The 21,268-nt window shown below is 52.2% G+C and carries 23 protein-coding genes; 1 reads left to right on the top strand and 22 read right to left on the bottom strand.

Annotation, left to right across the window (positions count from 1 at the left end):
• Positions 1-2: 2 nt before the first annotated feature.
• The 20 genes from EVJ23_RS08690 to EVJ23_RS08785 form a co-directional block, all read right to left on the bottom strand.
• A complete protein-coding gene (locus EVJ23_RS08690) occupies positions 3-773 on the bottom strand; it encodes a YlmH family RNA-binding protein (RefSeq protein ID WP_070327551.1) in 771 nt (256 codons plus the stop codon).
• Positions 774-1,046, bottom strand: a complete 273-nt coding sequence (locus tag EVJ23_RS08695) for a YggT family protein (RefSeq protein WP_070327552.1) — start codon at positions 1,044-1,046, stop codon at positions 774-776.
• A 4-nt stretch (positions 1,047-1,050) separates the two neighbouring features.
• Complete coding sequence (locus tag EVJ23_RS08700; RefSeq protein WP_070327553.1) at positions 1,051-1,518, bottom strand: cell division protein SepF; 468 nt, start codon at positions 1,516-1,518, stop codon at positions 1,051-1,053.
• Between the two features lie 23 nt (positions 1,519-1,541).
• The gene (locus tag EVJ23_RS08705) at positions 1,542-2,195 is read right to left on the bottom strand and encodes a YggS family pyridoxal phosphate-dependent enzyme (RefSeq protein ID WP_070327554.1); all 654 of its coding nucleotides are present in this window, start codon (positions 2,193-2,195) and stop codon (positions 1,542-1,544) included.
• The gene (pgeF, locus tag EVJ23_RS08710) at positions 2,192-2,953 is read right to left on the bottom strand and encodes a peptidoglycan editing factor PgeF (protein ID WP_131465324.1); all 762 of its coding nucleotides are present in this window, start codon (positions 2,951-2,953) and stop codon (positions 2,192-2,194) included. The genes EVJ23_RS08705 and pgeF overlap by 4 nt, the downstream gene beginning before the upstream one ends.
• Positions 2,954-3,008: 55 nt before the next feature.
• Positions 3,009-4,154, bottom strand: coding sequence for a cell division protein FtsZ (gene ftsZ, locus EVJ23_RS08715; RefSeq protein WP_070327556.1), 1,146 nt, complete (start codon positions 4,152-4,154; stop codon positions 3,009-3,011).
• A gap of 47 nt (positions 4,155-4,201) precedes the next feature.
• Positions 4,202-5,491, bottom strand: a complete 1,290-nt coding sequence (gene ftsA / locus EVJ23_RS08720; protein WP_070327557.1) for a cell division protein FtsA — start codon at positions 5,489-5,491, stop codon at positions 4,202-4,204.
• Positions 5,492-5,719: 228 nt separating this feature from the next.
• Positions 5,720-6,490, bottom strand: coding sequence for a cell division protein FtsQ/DivIB (locus EVJ23_RS08725; RefSeq protein WP_131465326.1), 771 nt, complete (start codon positions 6,488-6,490; stop codon positions 5,720-5,722).
• Between the two features lie 13 nt (positions 6,491-6,503).
• Positions 6,504-7,580: an undecaprenyldiphospho-muramoylpentapeptide beta-N-acetylglucosaminyltransferase gene (gene murG / locus EVJ23_RS08730; protein ID WP_131465328.1), complete on the bottom strand. Its 1,077-nt coding sequence runs from the start codon at positions 7,578-7,580 to the stop codon at positions 6,504-6,506.
• Positions 7,577-8,914 (bottom strand): UDP-N-acetylmuramoyl-L-alanine--D-glutamate ligase, encoded by a 1,338-nt coding sequence (gene murD, locus EVJ23_RS08735; protein WP_236633737.1) that lies wholly within the window; start codon positions 8,912-8,914, stop codon positions 7,577-7,579. The genes murG and murD overlap by 4 nt, the downstream gene beginning before the upstream one ends.
• Before the next feature lie 15 nt (positions 8,915-8,929).
• Positions 8,930-9,889 (bottom strand): phospho-N-acetylmuramoyl-pentapeptide-transferase, encoded by a 960-nt coding sequence (gene mraY, locus EVJ23_RS08740; RefSeq protein WP_131465332.1) that lies wholly within the window; start codon positions 9,887-9,889, stop codon positions 8,930-8,932.
• A gap of 21 nt (positions 9,890-9,910) precedes the next feature.
• Positions 9,911-11,215, bottom strand: a complete 1,305-nt coding sequence (locus EVJ23_RS08745; protein ID WP_201739231.1) for a UDP-N-acetylmuramoyl-tripeptide--D-alanyl-D-alanine ligase — start codon at positions 11,213-11,215, stop codon at positions 9,911-9,913.
• 58 nt (positions 11,216-11,273) lie between these two features.
• Positions 11,274-13,382, bottom strand: a complete 2,109-nt coding sequence (locus EVJ23_RS08750; protein ID WP_236633738.1) for a penicillin-binding transpeptidase domain-containing protein — start codon at positions 13,380-13,382, stop codon at positions 11,274-11,276.
• A gap of 38 nt (positions 13,383-13,420) precedes the next feature.
• Positions 13,421-13,783, bottom strand: a complete 363-nt coding sequence (gene ftsL / locus EVJ23_RS08755; RefSeq protein ID WP_084813098.1) for a cell division protein FtsL — start codon at positions 13,781-13,783, stop codon at positions 13,421-13,423.
• Positions 13,784-13,806: 23 nt separating this feature from the next.
• Positions 13,807-14,739, bottom strand: coding sequence for a 16S rRNA (cytosine(1402)-N(4))-methyltransferase RsmH (rsmH, locus tag EVJ23_RS08760; protein WP_131465336.1), 933 nt, complete (start codon positions 14,737-14,739; stop codon positions 13,807-13,809).
• Positions 14,740-14,907: 168 nt separating this feature from the next.
• Entirely contained in the window at positions 14,908-16,440 is a 1,533-nt protein-coding gene (gene bshC / locus EVJ23_RS08765) for a bacillithiol biosynthesis cysteine-adding enzyme BshC (protein ID WP_236641227.1), read from the bottom strand.
• Positions 16,441-16,488: 48 nt separating this feature from the next.
• A complete protein-coding gene (locus tag EVJ23_RS08770) occupies positions 16,489-16,848 on the bottom strand; it encodes a DUF3397 domain-containing protein (protein WP_131465340.1) in 360 nt (119 codons plus the stop codon).
• Complete coding sequence (locus EVJ23_RS08775) at positions 16,842-17,681, bottom strand: ketopantoate reductase family protein (RefSeq protein ID WP_131465342.1); 840 nt, start codon at positions 17,679-17,681, stop codon at positions 16,842-16,844. Before EVJ23_RS08775 ends, EVJ23_RS08770 begins: the two co-directional genes overlap by 7 nt.
• A 109-nt stretch (positions 17,682-17,790) precedes the next feature.
• On the bottom strand, positions 17,791-17,964 hold the full coding sequence (gene rpmF, locus EVJ23_RS08780; RefSeq protein WP_081338944.1) for a 50S ribosomal protein L32: 174 nt from the start codon (positions 17,962-17,964) through the stop codon (positions 17,791-17,793).
• A 22-nt stretch (positions 17,965-17,986) separates the two neighbouring features.
• Positions 17,987-18,514, bottom strand: a complete 528-nt coding sequence (locus EVJ23_RS08785) for a YceD family protein (protein WP_070327567.1) — start codon at positions 18,512-18,514, stop codon at positions 17,987-17,989.
• 157 nt (positions 18,515-18,671) lie between these two features.
• On the opposite strand from EVJ23_RS08785, the gene EVJ23_RS08790 reads away from it, so the two are divergent.
• The gene (locus EVJ23_RS08790; protein WP_236633740.1) at positions 18,672-19,802 is read left to right on the top strand and encodes a tRNA(Met) cytidine acetate ligase; all 1,131 of its coding nucleotides are present in this window, start codon (positions 18,672-18,674) and stop codon (positions 19,800-19,802) included.
• Here the strand turns inward: EVJ23_RS08790 and EVJ23_RS08795 are convergent.
• Positions 19,781-20,773 carry a SepM family pheromone-processing serine protease gene (locus EVJ23_RS08795; RefSeq protein WP_131465346.1) on the bottom strand — a complete coding sequence of 331 codons (993 nt, stop codon included), beginning with the start codon at positions 20,771-20,773 and terminating at the stop codon, positions 19,781-19,783. The two genes, EVJ23_RS08790 and EVJ23_RS08795, sit on opposite strands and share 22 nt — an antisense overlap.
• A complete protein-coding gene (gene coaD / locus EVJ23_RS08800; protein WP_016509015.1) occupies positions 20,770-21,264 on the bottom strand; it encodes a pantetheine-phosphate adenylyltransferase in 495 nt (164 codons plus the stop codon). The genes EVJ23_RS08795 and coaD overlap by 4 nt, the downstream gene beginning before the upstream one ends.
• Between the last annotated feature and the right edge of the window lie 4 nt (positions 21,265-21,268).

A 21,268-nucleotide genomic window follows, 5' to 3' on the forward strand; every position in this document is an offset into this window, starting at 1 on the left:
ATTCAACGTATGATGCCATACTGGATTTTTATTTTCTCACGCTTTGTCGAGCCGAGGATTGCCGTCAATTTGACACGACCGTAACCCCGGATTGAAACCAAATCGTCTGGTTCGAGTAAAAAGCTCGCGTCCGTGATCGCTTTATGATTGACTTTGCAGTCACCATGTTTGACGAGCGCCTGTGCTTTCTGGCGCGACAGACCGAGCACTTCGCTAACGACCGCATCAAAGCGGAGTGAGGAGACGATGCCAAACTCGTCGCTCCATTTGACTTCTGGGACGGTCAAAATCGATGCGGCCGGCACATCAGACAGCCGCACCCGGGCTTTGCCGACGCGATCCACGTTCATTTCGATGAATCCAGCCGCATCAGCCGTCGTCGCGAACTGAGCGATCCCGTCAGCGAGGACAACGTCGCCAAACTTTTGCCGCTTCAGGCCCGCGTTAAGAAGCGTGCCTGTCACTTGGCGGTGGGTCAAGTCGACAAACTTCGTCGGATAATCGATTTGAAGAATCTTGACTTCAAAGTCGTTCACGTCGAGCTCATAGTAGTCGGGCGTCAATAAAAGCCGTTTCCGCTCAGCTCCAGGGAAACCGCCGTCCTCGTAGATGGCGAGCCGTTTGCCAACGAGTTGCCTGACGATTTGTTGCTCACGTGGGTCTAAAAAATCCGTCAATTTAAACAAGTAGTTGTCCTCGACTTGTCGCACCCAGTCGAGCACTTGCTCGACAAACGGGCGTTCATTCGGTCGATAATGATCGAAGACGCTCATTTACAGACCGAAAATCGCTCGCACTCCTGCTTGCGCCATACGAAGCACGAACAGGGCGACGATTGGAGAAATGTCGAGCATCCCGCCGATTGGCGGGATGATCCGACGGAACGGGTTAAGAAACGGCTCACACAAGTATGTCAAAATCTGTCCGAATTTTGATTCTCTCGCATTCGGGAACCACGATAATAAAATATAGGCAATCAAGACCCAACTATAATATCCAAGAAGCGTAACAATCGTATTGCCTAATGCAGGGATCGCATTTTCCATTCATTTACCACCCTTTACTGTTTAGTTCGTCCTCCGAAATCAAATTCGAAATCGATCCAGTCAATTCGATATTGTTCGGAGCACATAGAATCGTGTTATGTCCAATCGACGTCATCGTTCCTTCTAGGGCGTAAACGACACCCGACAAGAAGTTTACAACTTGACGAGACTGCTCTTTCGACATGCGCTGAAGGTTGACGATGACGGCACGATTTTCTTTCAACTGGTCGCCAATATCTTGTGCCTCGGCAAAGACGCGCGGTTCGGCAAGAACGACTTTCGAACGTTCTTTCTTCTTCGTGTTTAGCGCGACGAGGTTGTTCGATGGTTTCGGACGCTCCTCGGTTTTGACGAGCGCATCAGTCGTCGGTTGAGTGTTCGTCTCTGCGACAGCATACTCTTCCCCTTCATACGCGTGATTCGGATCTTCCTCAAGTCCAAAGAAGTCTTTCATTTTGTTTTTGATTGACATAACGGATTCCTCCTTAGAATATATTATTGCACAAGTACGGTCCCAATACGAACAAACGATGCGCCTTCTTCGATTGCCAACTCGTAGTCGTTAGACATACCCATCGACAATTCGTTGCATGGTGCATGTTCGAAGCGATTTGCCGCGACGCGGTCGCGCAATTCGCGTAAAGCACGGAATGTTTCACGGATCACACCTTCATCTTCTGTGAACGGAGCCATCGTCATCAGTCCGATGACCCGAATATGGCGATACTGTCTACAGTTCTCGATGAACGGGATGACTTCCTCTTTTTCAAGCCCATGTTTTGACGTCTCGCCCGATACGTTCACTTGGACGAAACAATCGATGACACGGTCGGACCGTTTGTCAATCTCTTCGGCGAGCGATAATCGGTCGAGCGAATGGATTGCGGCAACATGATCGATGACTTGTCTCACTTTGCGCGTCTGTAGACTGCCGATAAAATGGAACTTGGCGTCCGACGGCATCGCATTGACTTTCTCGAGCAAGCCTTCCGGACGGTTCTCACCGAAATCACGGACACCTTCTGCGTAAAGCGCGTTCGCGACGTCGACACCGACCGACTTCGTGACCGCGATGAGCGTCACCGCTGTTTCCGATTGAAGGTTCTCAATATTCTGTCTCACTTGTTTGACGTTATCAGCTATGCTCACAATTTCTTCTCCTTGACGAGGACGGCGGCAAATCGACGCTTGGCGTCTCCGTTCCGATAAGAGAAAAAGTCTCGATCGGAAGCGGTCGACAAGTTCGACTGCTTGACGTCCATGTTTCTTTCGACAGCGAGTGTCTCATTGACTCGTTGCAATGACAGATTCGCATGACGTTCTGATTCGTTATACACCGAGGCCGCATATGCTTCGGGCGAGACGGCATTTACGGCATCGAGGACACGGCGGTCGACTTCATAATGCTCGGCCGTGATGGCCGGTCCGACGTACATCTCGATGTCGTGTTCCGGAACCCCGAGCCGAGCGAATTCGTCCGCCATCGAAGACACGATGTTTCCGACCGTCCCTTTCCATCCGGCATGAGCCATGCCGATGATTCCGTGATCTTTCGCACAAAAGAACAACGGGACGCAATCGGCGAACACGAGAGCGAGTGGCAAATCGGTAGCGGTCGTGACGAGTCCGTCAGTCGCTTGAATCGCCTCATCGTATCGATAGGCGCCTTTGCCCTTGTCCGCTTCGTCGACGGTCGCGACACGCGTCCCGTGCACTTGATCGGCCCAAACCGAATCGATGAGCGACAAGTTTGCTTCGGTGAAGAAACGTTCCCGGTTGGCAATGACTTGTTCCGCATCATCGCCGACGTGCAAACCGACATTGCCTTCATTGTGTCCATCCGTCCGAGTCGTCACATAAGCCAGATAGCGATACGCCTCGGTTTCCCATGTATGTATGAGTTGCATACCAGTCTCCTTTTTTTTAGAAAAAGGGGGTGCCGAGAACGGCACCCCCTGTTGTTTAGTTACGGCGTTGTCTTACGAACGCTGGGATGTTGATCGTCTCGTCTGGGACGTCCCCACCATAGACTGGTCTATGGAAGTTCCCTTCTTCTTGTTGAGCAGGTTCAGTCGGTTTCGGTTGAACTTCTTTGTTCGCCTCAGGCTCCGCTTGTTTCTTCGGTTGCTGAAGGAACGGGTTCGTGCCTTGTGACTCTTCCGCAAACTCAGTCGCGATGACAGTGACGATGATCTCCTCGTTCAAGTTTTCGTTGATGACCGAACCAAAGATCAAGTTCACTTCTTCATCAGCGGCGCTTTGAACGATTTGAGCAGCCTCTGTTACTTCATACAAGCTGAGGCTGAGTCCACCTGTAATGTTCATCAAGACACCTTTCGCGCCTTCGATTGAAGACTCGAGCAGTGGAGATGAGATCGCCTTTTTCGCTGCTTCGATGGCACGGTTTTCACCAGTCGCCACACCGACACCCATGAGCGCCGATCCTTTTTCCGTCATGATCGTTTTCACGTCGGCGAAGTCAAGGTTGATCAAACCAGGGATGGCGATCAAGTCTGTGATCCCTTGGACACCTTGGCGAAGCACGTTATCCGCTTCGCGGAACGCTTCGATCATCGGCGTGTTCCGCTCGACGATTTCAAGCAACTTGTCGTTCGGGATGACGATGAGTGTATCGACTTTTTCTTTGAACGCTTGGATTCCGTGTTGCGCATGCTGCATCCGTTTGCGTCCTTCGAACATGAACGGTTTCGTGACGACACCGACTGTGAGCGCTCCGATTTCTTTTGAAATCTCAGCGATGACTGGTGCAGCGCCCGTACCTGTTCCCCCACCCATACCGGCAGTGACGAAGACCATATCGGCACCGTCAAGTGCTTCGATCAATTGCTCACGGCTTTCTTCAGCCGCTTTCTTACCGATGTCCGGGTTCGCACCGGCACCAAGGCCGCGTGTCAATTTAGCGCCAAGCTGAAGCTTGACGTCCGCTTTCGACATATTGAGTGCTTGTGCGTCTGTATTGACCGCGATGAACTCGACACCTTGCACTCCGTGCTCGATCATTCGGTTGACGGCGTTTGAACCACCACCACCGACTCCAATTACTTTAATTTTTGCTACGGCGTCAATCGCCTCATCAAAGTACATCATTTCAGGTATCCCCCTACGTAATTTCCAATTGTTAACACATCATCAGCTTACACGCCAAATAATTTTTCCATTAAACGCCCGAATCCATTTTTAGATTCGCGCTCTGTTGTTTCAGGCTCGTCATCACGATCGATGTCGCGTTCTGTCCCGCCAGTTGGTGTCGGAACAGTCACGCGCTCATCTGGCTTCTCAAGTTGCGACTTCGAGACATGATGGTCGCTCATGAGCACATACTTGAGAACACCGACAGCCGTCGCGTATTTCGGATGTCTGACACCAATCGACGAAGGTTGGTAGAGTCTTGTCTTTTGACCCATGACGCGCGTCGCCAATTCCTGGATGCCAGGCAAGGCAGCCGCTCCGCCACAGAGGAGATAACCTCCGCTGAGCGGTGGAACACCTACCTTTTGCACTCTATTCAACACGAGTGTGAACATTTCCTCTATTCGCGCCTCTAAAACGTAACTAATTTCTGTTTGTGGCTCGAATGCCACTTCCCCATTAATATTCGTAAATGAGAATCCTTCAGAAGCGTCCGCCATTTCTTCGAGCGCGAGTCCGTATTCTTCTTTCGCCACTTTTGCGTCTTGGTACTTACAGTTGAGTTTATATACCAAGTCTCGCGTCATGTGGTCCCCGCCGACTGGGAGGATATACGAGTAGACGAGATCACCGCGATAAAATACAGAGACGGTCGTCTTTTCGTGTCCGATGTCGACGAGGCCGATCCCAAGGTCGATTTCATCGACGGAAGCAGCACTCATTCCGAGCGCCAAGTTACCGAGTACAAATCCTTCTAGCGTAAGGCCTGCCCGTTCAATCGAACGACGGATGCTATGTAGGACCGTTTTTGAACCCGTTACCATTTTTCCGTGCATCTCTAACCGGTAGCCGAGCATACCACGGGGATCGACGACCCCTGTCTGTTGGTCGACTGTGAACGACGTCGGGATGACATCGATGACGCTCATCTCATCCGGCAAACGCATCACTTGCGCCGAATTGATGACTTCGATGACGTCGACGTCCGTGATCTCTTGGTCTTCTCGTTTCACCGATGCGATCCCATGACACGGGGCAATTTGGATATGTTCCCCTTCGATGGCAACATATACCGAACGAACTTGATCACCGAGCGCCGCTTCGGCATGTTCGACGGCTTGCTTAATGGCTTGAACCGTTTTATCGATGTCGACGACGGCGCCACGTTTTACTCCTGCAGACGGGGCGCACCCCTCCGCCAAAATGTTAAGCGTTCCTCCGAGCAATTCGCCCACGACGAGCTTAATTTCTGACGTTCCTATATCCAATGCGGCAACATAACCGTTCGCTTCCAAAAGGGAAACACCTCCGCGCTTAAATTTCTGTTTCTGAATTTCCGTTACATTGTTACAGATATCCAAAAATATTGATAGGTCCGGCAAGATATCTCACGTCTAAGTTTACAACAAATAACATAGTGAGAAAAGGTAGAATCCTACAAATTAAGCGGTTTTGGGGTGTCAATTCGATTACAAACTATAAAAAAACAGTCCTTACGTGTCTAAGGACTGTAAAAAATCAGATTATTCTTTCGTTTTTTCGTAAGGGACGAAATAAAAGCCTCCGTCCATGACGACGGTTCCGCGTTGACCTTTTGGGATGTTTTCAAAGATATCCCCGTATTTTGAGACGGTTTGGCTCAGTTTGAACGTCGGTGTGAGCAACGTGTTTCCATCGTTCATATAAATCTCATACCGGACTGGTTCATCCTTTTTTTTCGAAAAGACGATTTCAGACATCCGGGCCCGCATCGCGTCATCGACTTGCTCGAGTTCACTTGCCACTTTCTCGAGCTCGGCGACGTCCGTGAACTCACGTAAGAGCGGACCATCCTGCAACTTCTCCGGATCATCGATTTGTCCGGTCGGGTGAAGTGATCCGTCCGCGAGCACGACGACTTCTTCTGAGTCGTTTCGCGAGTAGGCGATCATCTTCTCTTCCTCGACGTCCACGGTGACGATGTTATACCAAGACCGATCGACTTTGGCGTCCCGCACTCCCGGGAGTGCGCGAATCGTCTGCTCGATGTCGTTCGGAGAGATGCGAACAATCTTTGAAGACGTGTCGAGATCCGTTCCCTCAAGGACGTAAGCTTCAGTCAACCAGTCGAGTCCGGACACATTCACTGCCTTCACGTCAGAAACCGACGTCTGCATATAGACGACGAGTGCGATGAGCACGGCAAACAAGAATAGAATCGTCGCCAAGCGTCGATTCGCTTTTTTGCGCCGTTGGTCCTTCATATACGGAATGCGATCTTCCAAACTGCGAACGGTATTCTGACGCGTCTCCATTAACTTCTCTCCTTTATCGGCTTACTTCTTCAACAAGATCGGCGAGTGATTCCGCGGCGTGCGGGAATCCTAATCGTTTCGACGCTGCGGCCATCTCGTCATGGTGATTCAAGACGTGACGGATTGACGCGACGAGCGTGGCGCCTGTCAACGCTTGCTCTTTAATCAGCTCAGCGGCACCGCTCTCGACGAGCGCCGACGCATTTTTCGTCTGATGATCCGCTGTCACGTAAGGGCTCGGGATTAAAATGCTCGGCAAACCGAGCGCAGTCAATTCCGAGATTGTCGAAGCACCGGCCCGTGAGACGACGAGACTCGCACAGGCGAGGAGTTCTGGCATATCGTAGACGTAGGGCAAGATTTGGACGTTATCTGAGCTCGGCGCTTTGGCGACGACATCGTCAAAATGCACTTTTCCGGTCACATATAAGACGTTCACAGGTTCAGTCGCGAGTTCCGGGATCGCCTCGATGACCGCTCGATTGATCGCTTCCGCCCCACGGCTGCCGCCATAGATGAGAACAATCGGTCGTTCGTCAATCCCGTACTCGGTGCGCAGTTTCATCTCGTCTGCCGTTGTCTTCAAGACCTCACTACCCCGTGGATTCCCGATGACTTGCACGTTCGCCCCTGGGAAATGTTGTTCAGAACCGGCGAACGACAGCGCCACACGATCCGCTTTTTTAGACAAAAACTTATTCGTCAGTCCCGGGATGCTGTTTTGTTCATGCAAAATCGTCGGAATACCGAGCAGTTGTGCGGTGAAGACGACAGGCCCGGACACGAAACCGCCCGTTCCGATGACGACGTCAGGTCGGAACGTTTTCATGTCTTTTCGCAATGCGAGAACCGATTGGACGAACCGATAACCCGTCTTGACGTTCTCAATCGAAAGCGACCGTTTCAAGCCACTGATTCGAATCGATTTGAACGGGATACCCGCTCGCGGTACGAGATCGGCTTCAAGCCCGTTCTCGGTCCCGATATAGAGCACCTCTAAATCGGTATGCCGCTCTTTCAACGTATCGAGCAGGGCGAGCGCCGGATAGATGTGACCACCCGTCCCTCCACCAGAAATGATGACTCTCATCGGTTTGCCTCCTCATATGCGTTCACGAGCTTGACGAAATGTTCGCCTCGTTCTTCAAACGTCTTATATTGATCCCAGCTCGCACAGGCCGGCGACAGCAAGATCACGTCGCCTGCAACGGACTGTTCAAACGCGAGCGGCACCGCCTCGTCGAGCGTGGCGACGGCTTGCGCCGGAATATTTTCTGATTCACTTAACGTTTTGAACCGTTCAGCCGTCTCGCCGTAAGCGATGACAGCTTTCACCCGTTTCATCGCCGGAACGAGTGATGTCAGGTCGGCTCCACGTTCGAGCCCGCCACATAACCAAACGATCGGTGCTTCGAAACCAGTGAGCGCCGCCTCGGCAGCGACGTTGTTCGTCGCTTTTGAATCGTTGTAGACGTGACGGCCAAGTACACGGCCGAGGCTCTCCGTCCGATGAGCGACGCCACCGAACGTGCGCAAGACGTGCTCGATATGATCACTCGGGATGTCAAATGGCTCGATCAACAAGAGCGCGGCCAATACGTTCTCGACGTTATGGGCGCCTCCAAGCGCAAGTTCTGACACCGGCATGATCCGTGCGCCATGCAAAGTGATCCATCCTGAATCGACATGCGCGTCACCGGCTTCATAGCCAAACGTTTGAGCCGAAAGTCCAGTCGGCACTCGCTTCATGACTTCTCGATCCTCTCCTTTGACGACGACCCGGTCTGAAGGCGTCATGTTTTGGAACAGATTCGCTTTCGCGTCAGCGTACGATTCGAAGTCACCGTGATAGTCAAGATGAGCTTCTGACAAGTTGAGTAGCGCTGCCGAGCGGGGATGGAACGCTTCCACTCCCATCAGCTGAAAACTCGATAGTTCGATCACGATCAGGTCGCCCGGCGCGGCTTGCGTCGCGACTTCGATGGCCGGAAACCCGATATTTCCCGCCACGTGGACGGGGCGTTTGCCACCTTTTAACAGCTCATGGACGAGCGTCGTCGTCGTCGTTTTACCGTTCGACCCGGTGATGGCGACAAAATCTGCCTCTGTTGCCAAATAAGCGAGCTCGACTTCCGTATAAATCGGGATGTGACGCGCAATCGCTTCTTCTAGTAACGGGATCTGATAAGGGATACCCGGATTCTTGACGATCAGTTCAGCTTCGTCTAACAGTTCAAGCGGATGCGAGCCGAAGACAGTTTTTACGTTTAGCGCTTCAATCTTTGCCCGCTCTGCTTCTGTTGGCTCACTGCCCGTATTGATCACTACGTCTGCGCCAACCGCCTTTAAATAGGCGGCAGCTGCGATACCGCTCCGAGCCGCCCCGAGTACGAGGACTCGCTTACCATTCCACTGTTGATTCATGTCTTCCACCATCCATTACATGAGAAGTAACGACAATACTGCCGTGATCAAGCTAATTCCACTGAACGTCAATACGATGCGCCATTCTGACCAGCCGACCATCTCGAAATGGTGGTGGATCGGACTCATCTTAAAGATTCGTTTCCCCGTCGTTTTAAACGAGATGACCTGCAAGATGACACTGAGCGTCTCGATGACAAAAATAATACCGACGAAGACGAGTAATAATTCAAGTTTCAACATGAGGGCGAGACCAGCGACCGCTCCGCCTAAAGCGAGCGAACCCGTGTCACCCATGAAAATTTTCGCCGGGTATTTGTTAAAGACGAGGAACCCAAGGAGTGCTCCGACCGTACTAAACGCAAACCAAGCGATGCCGACTTCGTCTTGTCCTAACGCATAAATTCCAAAGAACGCAAACGTCGGGATGGCCGAGAACGAAACGAGACCGTCCAAACCGTCCGTCAAGTTGACGGCGTTCGAGAAGCCGACGAGCCAGAAGATGACGATGGCGATGTAGAACCAGCCCGTATCAAACGCGATCGATGTGAACGGAATGCTGATTGTTGTGTCGAGCCCGCCGCCAAGCGATAAGAACCAAACGAACAACACCGAGACAATGATTTGACCAATCAACTTTTGAAGCGATGTCAATCCAAGGTTGCGTTTGTTGACGACTTTAATGTAGTCGTCGAGGAATCCGATGATCCCGAACGCGAGCGTGACGAACAAGAGCGTCCCGAACCCGGCGACCGCTTCTCCAAACACGAACGATACGAAGAATCCGACGAGAAGTGCGAGCAGGATGACGATCCCGCCCATCGTCGGTGTCCCTGATTTCTTTTGATGCCAATCCGGACCCTCGTCCCGGATCTCCTGACCAAACTTTAAGTTACGAAGCGCCGGGATGGCCCGCGGCATGACGACCAATACGGTCAATAATGAACTGATTAAGACGATTAAACTGATTAACATATTCGTACCTCACTACTCTATTTATTGGACTAAGCGCTCAAGCGCAAGTCCTCGCGATGCTTTTAACAATATCACAGTCTGTGGCCGTTGATAACTGCTGAGGAGTGCTTTCGCTTCCTCTACCGTTGGGACCATCGTCACATTCACGCGCGGGTCACTGATCCCTTGTGAGATCCATTTCGCTTTGTCGCCGATCAGCACGCAATCGGTCACAGGCGCCGTGATGACGTGGCCGACACTCTCGTGCTGGGCCTGTTCATCTGTTCCGAGCTCATACATATCCCCGAGAACGAGGATACGACGGCTAAAGCCTTCTAACGTCTTCACCGTCTCGATGGCGGCAATCATCGATGTCGGGCTCGCGTTGTAGGCGTCATTGATCAAATGCGCGTCACCGAACATTTGCTTCTCCATCCGCATCGATGTCAATTGAACCCGATTCAGACCGCGTTGGATCGTCTCGTGATCAAGACCTAATTTGAGTCCGCACGCGATCGCATACGCCGCATTCCGGATTTGGTGGGCTCCGAGCACTTTTAACTCATAAAACTCGTTATTGTAGCGGAAAATCGAGGCGTCAAACGTCGATTCGACGACTTCAAGTTTCCCATCCGCCGTCGCGTCGTAACCGACTCGATAACCTTCGTTGGCCAAAAGCGGCTCGTCGGCATCGACGATGAGCACCCCGTCCGGTTTGAGCCCGGCTTTAATCTCAAGTTTTGCTTTAGCGATCCCTGAGCGACCTCCGACTTGTTCGCCGTGCGACTCGCCGATGTTCGTCACGAACGCGACGTCAGGCTTGGCAAGTTTCGATAACAACTCGATTTGTCCGAATCCGTTCATCCCCATCTCGAGCACCGCGACTTCCGTGTCACGAGGCATTCGCAGTACGGTCAGCGGCAAACCGACGTCCGAGTTGAAGTTTCCAGCCGTCTTGTGGGTTTTGAACTTTTCCCCGAGAACGACAGCAACCATGTCTTTCGTCGACGTCTTGCCGTTTGAACCGGTGATCGCGACCACGAACGGATCGATTTCAGCCAAGTATCGTGCCGCCGCTTCTTGCAGCGCCTTTAGCGGTGACTCGACAGGAATCGCCACAATCCCTTCCGGCAGCGGACGCCCCTGCTCCCAAAACGTCACGATTGCGCCTTTTTGGACGGCCGCATCGATGAAGTCGTGCCCATCGACGCGAGCCCCGATGATCGGCACGAACAATCCGTCCTCATTACCGTCTCTCGAGTCGGTCGCGACATGACGGACCTCACGTGTGTCGTCCGTCTCCATCCCAAACCAAGAAGCAAGTGTTTGTATCGTTAACTGTTCCATCCCTATTTCCTCCTGTGACAAAGGAAAAGAGAGCCGAGGCCCTCTTCATCCCTATGCGTTAGTTCGACGGTGCTTGGAGCCTCACTTTGAGTGTCGCCCCATTCTTGACCGGCTTGCCTTTCCCGATTGACTGGGAAGTGACAAAACCCGTTCCGTCTATTTCTAAATTCAATTGATAGAGCGTCGCCAATCGTTTCGCATCACGAAGCGACCAGCCTGATAGGTTCGGCATCGTGAACGAGTCCTCCGTCTTCAACAGGAGGCGCTCCCCGACGACGTACGACTGCCCTTCGACCGGGCTTTGAGCGACGACATCGTCCCCGCTACCGAGTAAGATCGGTTCGAACGAAGCGGCTTTCGCCTGCTTGACCGCCTCATCACGACCAAGCTCGACGTATGTTTCCGTCGTCTTCGTCGACGCATCGATTGTTTTCGTTTGTTTTTCCGGTTCGACGCTTCGATAGCGCAACGCCACGTCCATGACATCCTTGAACAGCGGCGCCATGATGCGCGGACCCGTCGTCGACGAGTCGCCGTTTGGTCGGTCGACCGCAATATACATGACGAGTTCCGGATCATCTTTCGGTGCCATTCCGACGAACGAGTGGATGTACTGACCGCTCAAGTACTTCCCATTTTCGGCAATTTGAGCCGTCCCGGTTTTTCCGATGACGCGATAATTATCGAGCGCATACAGTTGACCGGTTCCGAGATCACTATTGACGACACCGTCGAGTGCTTCGCGTGTCAGCTTGGCCGTTTCTTCCGTGACCGGTTGACCGACAGTTTTCGGATTGGTCGTCCGAATCGTCTCGCCCGTTTCACGGTTGACGACTTTTTTAATCACGTACGGTTGTTTCATCGTCCCGTCGGTCGCGATCGCTGAAGTCGCTTGTAGGATTTGCATCGGTGTCATCGCCGTCGATTGTCCCCATGCTGTGATCAACACGTTCATCGGACTATCGAAGTCATATTGACTGTTCACTTCTCCCGGCAAATCGACGCCCGTTCGTTGGTCGAACTTGAACGCCTTGAAGTAATCTTCGTACCGGCCGAGTCCGAGTCGTTCATTCGCTAAAATCGAGAAGGCGACGTTCGAAGAGTGCCAGACGCCTTCCACCATAGGAATCGTACCCCATCCGGTGACGTTATAATCATTGAACACCGTCTTGCCATACTTGTAAGACCCGGATTTATACAACTCGTTCGGGTTGTAAACACCTTCATTGATCGCTGCGGCGAGTGTGAAGATTTTCATCGTCGAACCCGGCTCAAAGCGAGATGAGACAGAGAAGTTGCTGTAAGACGTGATCTCACGGGTATTCGGATCAAAAGACGGACGATCGGACAAGGCGATGATCTCACCGGTCTTTGGATCCATGATGATCGCCGTCGCATTTTTCGGTTTATATTCTTTATACAGTTCATCCATTTTCGTATCAAGCAGTTGTTGGATGCGATGATCGAGCGTCAACTGGACGTCCGCTCCGTCTTCCGGGTCGATTTTTAGTTGTTCATCGCTCGACACGAGCTGTCGGCCTGCTAAATCTTTCTCGAAACGATATAAACCGTACGATTCACTCAGCACGTCATTGAGCGATTTTTCGATTCCAAGTTCTCCGACGAGTTCGATGCGCCCGTTTTGATCAATCTTTTGGGCGTAGCCGACGACGGATGAAGCAAAGACTTTATTCGGGTAATAGCGTTTCGGTTCTTCGACGAACGTGATGCCCGGAATCTCAAACGCTTCGATCGCTTCTTTTTGTTCGACCGTCAAATCCCGGCCCGGTACCCCGAACTCGATTTGACCGCGATCGACATTTTGTTCGAGCCGTTTCAAAATATCGGCTTCAGTCATCGGGATGACCGTCGCAAGCTCTTTAGACGCGCCCTTAAACTCGTCAGGCAAGAGCGTCTTGTTTTCGACCCGCTCTCCCCCTAGCTTCAAGACCGCGACAATCCGGTAGGACGGGATATTGATCGCAATCGGTTGCCCGAACCGATCAAAAATCTCTCCACGCTCCGCCTTAAGTGTACTGACAGCCTTCCAACGCTCTTCTTCAGCGAAAGCGAGCATGTTCTCCCCTTTGTACGTCTGAAAGACGGACAAGTAGAGGAACCAGCCGACAAAAAATAAAAAGAGCGGTGTGAAGCAAACGATCGCCACCCACGCCACTCTTTTTTTACTCTGTTGTAGAGAATTCATCAGTCGATCACCAAAACGTTCTTTTCATTGAACTGCATGCCGAGCTTTTCAGCAATCGCATAAATTCTCTCAGGTGAGCTTAGTTGGGCAATCTCATACTTCAGTTCTTCATTCTCTTTCGAGATCGTATTCATCTCTTGGCTGATGACAGCCGTATCTCGCATAATATTGTACGCTTCGTTATGTTTCGACACCGTGATGCCACCGAACAAGACGACCGAGAAAATCATCGTCGGGTACAGGATGGATTCGAACAAGGTCAACGTACGTCGTTTCGGAGCTGGTATTGGTCGTTCTTGCGGAATCGGATTTCGATTCGGTGAAATTTGAGGCTGCAGAGCCTTGCGGGCAGCTTCTGGCATCAGGTATCCCTCCTACGTACAATCTATTTTTGTTTTTCAGCGATCCGAAGTTTGGCCGACCGGGCCCGGCGGTTGTCTTCAAGTTCGTTATCTCCGGCAGTGATCGGCTTGCGTGTGATCAGCTTCAATTCCGGTTCGAACTCCTCTGGGATAATCGGCAATCCTTTTGGCAACTGTGGATACTGGCTCTTCTCTTTGAAAACCTGCTTACAGATGCGGTCTTCAAGTGAATGGAACGTGATCACACAAATCCGTCCACCGATGGCGAGAATGTCAATCGCGTCTTGGACGGCACGATCGAACACGTTCAATTCGTCGTTCACAGCGATGCGGATCGCTTGGAACGTCCGTTTCGCCGGATGGCCGCCTTTGCGTCGCGCCGGCGCCGGAATTGCGTCTTTAATCAATTCGACGAGTTCGAACGTCGTCTCAATCGGCTTGACGGCACGGGCTTGTTCGATTTTACGCGCAATCTGTTTCGAGAACTTCTCTTCCCCGTATGTAAAGAAAATGCGGGCGAGGTCCCCGAACGGCCATTCGTTGACGACGTGATACGCCGAAAAATCTCGTGACCGGTCCATTCGCATATCGAGCGGAGCGTCAAAATTATAGCTAAAGCCGCGTTCTGCCTCATCTAACTGTGGTGAAGAGACACCGAGGTCAAATAATACTCCATCGACTTGTGTCACACCTCGTACCGCTAACTCGTCTTTCAGATGGACGAAGTTGCTCTTTATAAACGTAACCCGGTCCTCATATGGAGCCAAACGCTCAGCAGCGTGCGTGAGTGCGACGTCGTCCTGGTCGAAGGCGTAAAGATGGCCCGTCGTCAGGCGTTTCACAATCTCTTCGCTATGACCGGCTCCCCCTAACGTACAATCGACGTAAATTCCGTCCGGTTTGATGTTCAGTCCATCAACAGACTCCATTTTTAAAACCGTTTCATGCTCAAACATACAAAAACCCTCTCAACCTACATTTTTCAACTAGTTTATTACATTTACTTTATCATAAAAATGTCAAGCTACGCATTGGTTTTTAGCGAAAATAGGAAACAAAAAGGTAACAAACAAAAAATGGTTCTCCAAACAAGTGGAGAACCTCTATCATTTACGATTTCACAATCAAATTTTGACTAAACAACGCTCCCATTCCGCCTGTTCATAGGCGGCGCGTAACCGAACGAATAAATCGTCTCCGTGACGATTCATCAGTGGGACCATCGACCAGATCCGCTCTTGCGGTGCGTCCATCGGCAGCAAGCGTGTCGACAGATGGATCCGGCGTCGATTCAAACGATACTGCTCGCGCTTCGCCTCGGCCCGCATCTCGTCAGCGAGACGGTCAAGGATATGTCGCGCGTTCGTCTCAAAGCGATGCCCGCGCTTTCCTGCCTCTTGCCCGATTGCTTCAGACAGCGTGCGGTAGGCATACAGACTTTGGTCAAACGATTCGTCATCGAACGAATGGTCCGGGAGCGGATTCGTCAAGTAATCGACGAGTGTGGTCCCTTCTTGAGCGAGTTTTTTCTCGTCGTTCGTCGACATGACGACAGCGCCAAGTCTCGGGATCAACAACGGCATCTTCCAACCGAATACATGAAACAACGGACGAAGTTGGAGCCAATAGGCGATTTCCCCCGGACCAGCGACGTATGCGAGCGTCGGGAACAAGTAATCTTGCATGAGCGGCCGTGACACGACATTATTCGAGAACCGTTCGGGATGCTCATCAATTTCTTGTAACAGTTCCGCCTCCGTGAAGCGGTGACCGCGTTTCGTCGTGAAGACATCTTGTTCTTTCGTCAACAATTCACGCGTCCCGTCATGATAAAACACGTGGGCCGCATCGCGGTTCAGTTCTACGGTCGGCATGCCGTCCTCAAATGAGTCGCGGAACACTTCGTGCAAGCGGTCGTGTTGCACGATCAACTGTTTGAACGCCTCACGTTCGAGCCGGCGTACGTCAGGCTGATGCGGGTCGAACAGGAGAAAATCGTTCCCGACGAAACGCCGCATCATCTTCCCAAAAAATTGTGCGAACGAGTGACTCGCTTGGAGTAAGACGACAAGCTCATGATAAAGCGTCGCCGTATGGACAGTCTCTGTCTCCGACACGAACAGACGTTGCAACATTTGGACGAGTTCGATTTTGAGACGGTCGAATTCGAGTTCTCCGACCGATGCTTTCCCTGCGAGCGGAACGGTCGACAACGCTTCTTTCCGCAGTTGCCGTGACAACGGCTGGGGGGCGTACACATGGTTGATCTCGGCGAAGTCATGATCCTCGGTCGCCATCCAAAAAATCGGGATGACCGGCTTACCGAGCACGGCTTCCGCCTGTTTCGCTCGTTTGAGCACGGTTAACAGCTTATACACCGCAAACAACGGGCCCCCGAAGACGCCGACTTGCTGTCCGGTCACAATCGTGAACGCCTCGCCTTTCGCGAGCGCGTCGAGTTTTGAGTCAAGCACGTCCGAGAGCGGACCGTGAACCATCTGTTGCGCCCGAAGAATCCCTGCTAACGATTCCAGATGCGGGTATGAGCGTCCTTCAAGCTCGCTCGCTCGAGCTTCGAGCTCGTCCATTCCTTTATAGTCCAGCCACTTCGTATATCCCGCTTCGATTTGAATCATCGGGGAAGATGGACTGTACATGGCGTCTAGCGACTCTATCCTCACGTATAACGACTTCCTTTCAAACGGTCAATGAATCATTTCTTTTGCGACACCGAGCGAGAACAACACGGCGTGTAACGGGACGAGTAGTAAAAATAACAATCGCCAGCCGTGTACGAACATTTTTGTATATAAGACTTCTTCGTGTCGGACTCGCTGCCAAATCGCATTTGCCGGAAAAATAGCGCAGCAGACGGCTAAGAGCAACCAAACGACGTCGTCCCCGACGAGTGTCTCTAATAGGACCGCACACGCATAAAACCAGAGGAACACTCCGGCATCGCAGACAAGTTTAAACGTATTGACCGATTTCGGCATAATTTTTCTAAGTATCATATACACCATAAACCATATGACAAGCGGAAATGAAACGATATACACTAACACGATGCGCTCGCTCCTATTATCAATTTTTGCATGAGTGGGATGACCGTCAGTTTTCGGCCTCTGTCCTCGGCCCGTTTCAAGAGCGGGGTCAAGATGGCATCGACCTCGGTCATACGTCCGGCCTCGATATCTCGAAGCATCGAAGAGCGGTTTTGAGCTGTCTTCTCGATGATCGTCTCAATATATGTATAAGGCACGAACTGATCGAACAGCGGTGTCAGCTCCTCATAGATCGTTTGCGCGACTTCGCGGCAAGGCGGTTCGGCGACGGCTCCGTTCGGGACGCGACAAAGTGCGGTGATCGGATTGATGATCGCGTTCGCAAACAACTTTTCAACGACGACTTGTTCGATATCCGCTTCCCACACGACTTGGAGCGGCGAGGCGATGAACGTGAGCGGCTGTAGGGCATCCAAGCTCCCGATCCGAACTCGGCCGAGGCCGCTATGGTTAATTCGATTTTTGTCTCGCGTCACCCCGTGCTCGATGACGCCTAAGTGGAATCCTCGTTCCCGAGCGTACTCGAGATGGGCAATCCCGTTCGAGCAGATGAACACAGGGACGCCCCCGGTAAGCCGTTCTGTCGCCGCGCGCACTTGGTGCGCTTTCGTCGTCACGAAAAAGACGTCCGCATCCGTCTCGTTGAGTGTATGTACCGGTTTGAGCGGGACAGCGACGGTCCCCTTCGTCATACCGGCTCGTTCGATCATGACGTCTTTCGTTTCTTCGCCTCGACCGTACAAGGTGACGCTATAGTCTTTCGCGAGTAACGACGCCATCAACATCCCGACAGCCCCGTTCCCTATAATCCCAATTCGTTTGATCGGCTTCATTCGCTATCCCTCCACAAACAGTGTGCACAAAGAATTTTACCACAATCTGTTTCCAGGACCACACAATTAAAAAAAGAAGCGATCTCCAAGGAGACCGCTTCTTTTCGCATTATTTGCTTGTTACTTCTTTACCGTTGTAATGTCCGCAAGATTTGCAAACACGGTGTGAAAGTTTCATGTCGCCACAGTTCGGGCACTCGTTCATACCAGGTACGTTAAGTTTGAAGTGAGTACGACGAAGACGTTTGCGAGTTTTCGACGTTCTACGGAATGGTACTGCCATCGTTGTCCACCTCCTTGAAAAGTTAGCCGTTCTCGTCCTCTTTTTTAGAGAACAAGTCAGCAAGGCCCGCGAGGCGCGGGTCGATTTTTGGTTGGTCGTCCGGCTGTTCGTCAATGAGAGACCAGCCTTCCCCTTCAACCTGAGTTTTGTCTGTTTCGTTCCCGAAAATTTGAATCGGGACTTCTAACATGATGAGCTCTTTTACGATCGGTCGCAGATCAATCGTATTTCCTTCTGGCAAATTGACATCATCGAATTGCTCCGTATAACGCCCATTCTCCAAAAAGAAAGGCTCGAGCGATTCAATATCAAATTCAAAGACGACATCTTCTAACGTACGCGCATCTGGCAACGTCAGGTCCCCTTGAACCTTCAAATTGAATGTAACTTGATTAGATGTGAACGACGCATCCCCGTGCACATGCACCGGGCGAATCGAACGGATATCCGGATGGAGCTGAGTAAGCTCTTCGAGTTCAACCATCTCATCGATGGAAAAACTGTCATCCTGGTTTCGTAGCTTAAGTAGCTGTGCAATAGACCACTTCATCCGAATCACCTCAATTGCAACAATATGAATTATAGATAGGCCAACTTGTTTTGTCAATGTTTTTTCTTTACACTAAAATCAGTTGGCGACGGCGCTTTGCCAAAGCGTACTTACCTATCTTACACCAATCCAATCGACAATGCAAAGGAGTAAATTTATGAAAAAGACGGCCATCATCGCGGAGTACAATCCGTTCCATAACGGACATCTCTATCAGGCAAAAACAGCTCGAATCGAAACGGATGCCGACGCCATGATCGCCATCATGAGTGCCCAGTTCACACAGCGCGGTGAACCGGCTGCTTTTGACAAGTGGAGCCGGGCTGCGGCGGCAGTCAAAACAGGGGCGATCGACCTTGTGATCGAACTGCCGACTTGTTACGGCATCCAACGCGCCGACCGGTTCGCGAGCGCGGCTGTCGCCATCGCGGAACAAATCGGATGCCAGACGCTCTCGTTCGGCAGTGAGAGCGGCGACGCCGATGCGATCCTGCGCGCGGCACACGCTGGCATCGAAGCGACACCCGCCTATCATGACGCGCTCCAACACGCCTTAAAAGCAGGCAAGTCATCCGCCAAAGCATCGAGCGAGGCGTTTGCGGCACTTTATCCAACTTTTGACTTGACGCTCCCAAACAACATTCTCGCCTATCATTATGCGAAAGCCGCTCGCACCATCTCACTCCATACCGTAAAGCGTCTTGGGGCCGGCTACCACGATACAGGCGTCTCGGACGTCATGTCGGCAACGGGCGTCCGGGCCCACTATCTCGAGACTGGAAGTGTCCGGGCTGTCCCAGAAGCGACACGGGCGTTATTCCAGCAGACGTCGATGGCCCACTGGTCGCTCTATTGGCCTGTCTTGCAGTTCAAGTTACGGACGATCCCGAAGTCAGAACTCGAACAACTCGTCGGCATTGACGCTTCGTTGTCCCCTCGCTTGATCGAAGCAGGTCTCGCACCGACGTTCGAACAAGCTATGGGCGGCCTGTTGACGCGACGCTATACACGTACGGCCATCCAGCGCGCTCTCGTCTCGGTCCTCATCCATTGGAAACGTGACGAACTTCCGGAACGATTTGACGAAGTCCCGTACGTACGTCCGCTCGCATTCAATGCGATTGGTCGTAGCGTCTTAAAAGACATAAAAAAAACGGTACCGCTCGTCAGCAAGTACCAGTCCGATTTAGCGTTCGAAGCTCGTGTGACCGAGGCGTACCGGTTACCTCTCGGCAACCGGTCACTGCTCGAGCATATGCAAACCCCTCAATTCATCGACTCCAAATAATCGATGGCGTCCTCGACCGTTTCGACCGGAACGACTGCAATATCGCTCTCGAGCCGGTCGAGTGATTCCAGCGCTTCATCATAATTCGAACCGGCCGGCACGAAGAACACCGAGGCACCGGCTCGGTCAGCCGCGACGATTTTTTGCCACGCCCCACCGATCGGACCGACGTTTCCTTCTTCATCGACCGTGCCAGTACCGGCAATCGTCTCACCGCCCGCCAAGTCACCCGGCGTCAACTGATCATAAATCTCTAGCGTGAACATGAGCCCGGCCGAGGGCCCCCCAACGTTCGTCAGTTCAAACGTGACGTCCGGTTCTGTGCGTACATCTTGCACCGGCAGCGGTTCATAAATTCCGAGACCGACACGGTCCCCGCTCCGGTCGAGCGGTTGGACGAGTGTCTTCACGACACGTTCCCGTCCATCCCGTTCGAGCGTGATCGTCACTTCATCCCCCGTCTCGAACGCCGAGACGCGGTTGATGAAATCAAGACGTGACGCGAACGATTGGCCGTCAAGCGCTGTAATGACGTCACCTGGTTTAAGGACGTTCGCCGCGAGCGACCCGGTGATTGGAGCCGAGACGTACATGCCGTCAAACGTGACGGTCACGTCCTCTTCGGCTAGACCGTACGCGTATTGAATGGCCGCTTGCTGCGACGATGACATGAGCAGCTGCTGTCTTCGCTCGTAATCGTCTTCCCCTTCGCCGTCATACAAATAGCGACTAGACGGACTCGCTTCCGTGAACGGCGTGAACCAGCTCCCGACGAGCCAAAGCGGTGTCGCCCGTCGTTGCGAGATCGTGACCATCATCAGTTCACCCGCATCTTTCGTCCCGTCTTCAACCGTCATAAAGGTTTCGATGGTCGTCGCTTCGCCCGGATACGTGATGTAATAAGGTAACGGGGCAAACAGAAAGATGAGCACGGCGACGAGGATACCGAAGCCGATCTTCAGCGACTTCATTGCTGTTGACTCACTTCATATTTTTTCCGAAGTGCCTGTTCGACTTGTTCGGGAACGAGTTCAGCGACCGAGGCGCCGTATTTGGCGACTTCTTTCACGATCGACGAGCTGAGGAACGAGTATTTGCTGTTCGTCATCATAAACAGCGTCTCGACGTCCTCGTTTAACTTCTTGTTGATCGAAGCGATCTGAAGTTCGTATTCGAAGTCAGAGACGGCCCGAAGACCGCGGACGATCGTCGCTGCTTCTCGTTTAGCGGCATACTCGACGAGCAGCCCGCCAAACGCGTCCGCTGACACGTTCGGTAAATGCGATGTCACTTCCCGAATGAGCGTGAGCCGCTCTTCGACGTTGAATAACGGTGCCTTGCTCGAGTTTTCGAGCACCGCGACGATCACTTCATCAAAGATGGCTGCCGCCCGCTCAATAATATCTAAATGTCCGTTCGTAATCGGGTCAAAGCTCCCCGGGCAAATCGCGATCCGTTTCATATGT

This window comes from Exiguobacterium sp. SH1S1, assembly GCF_004337245.1.
Taxonomy (GTDB): Bacteria; Bacillota; Bacilli; order Exiguobacteriales; family Exiguobacteriaceae; genus Exiguobacterium; species Exiguobacterium aurantiacum_A.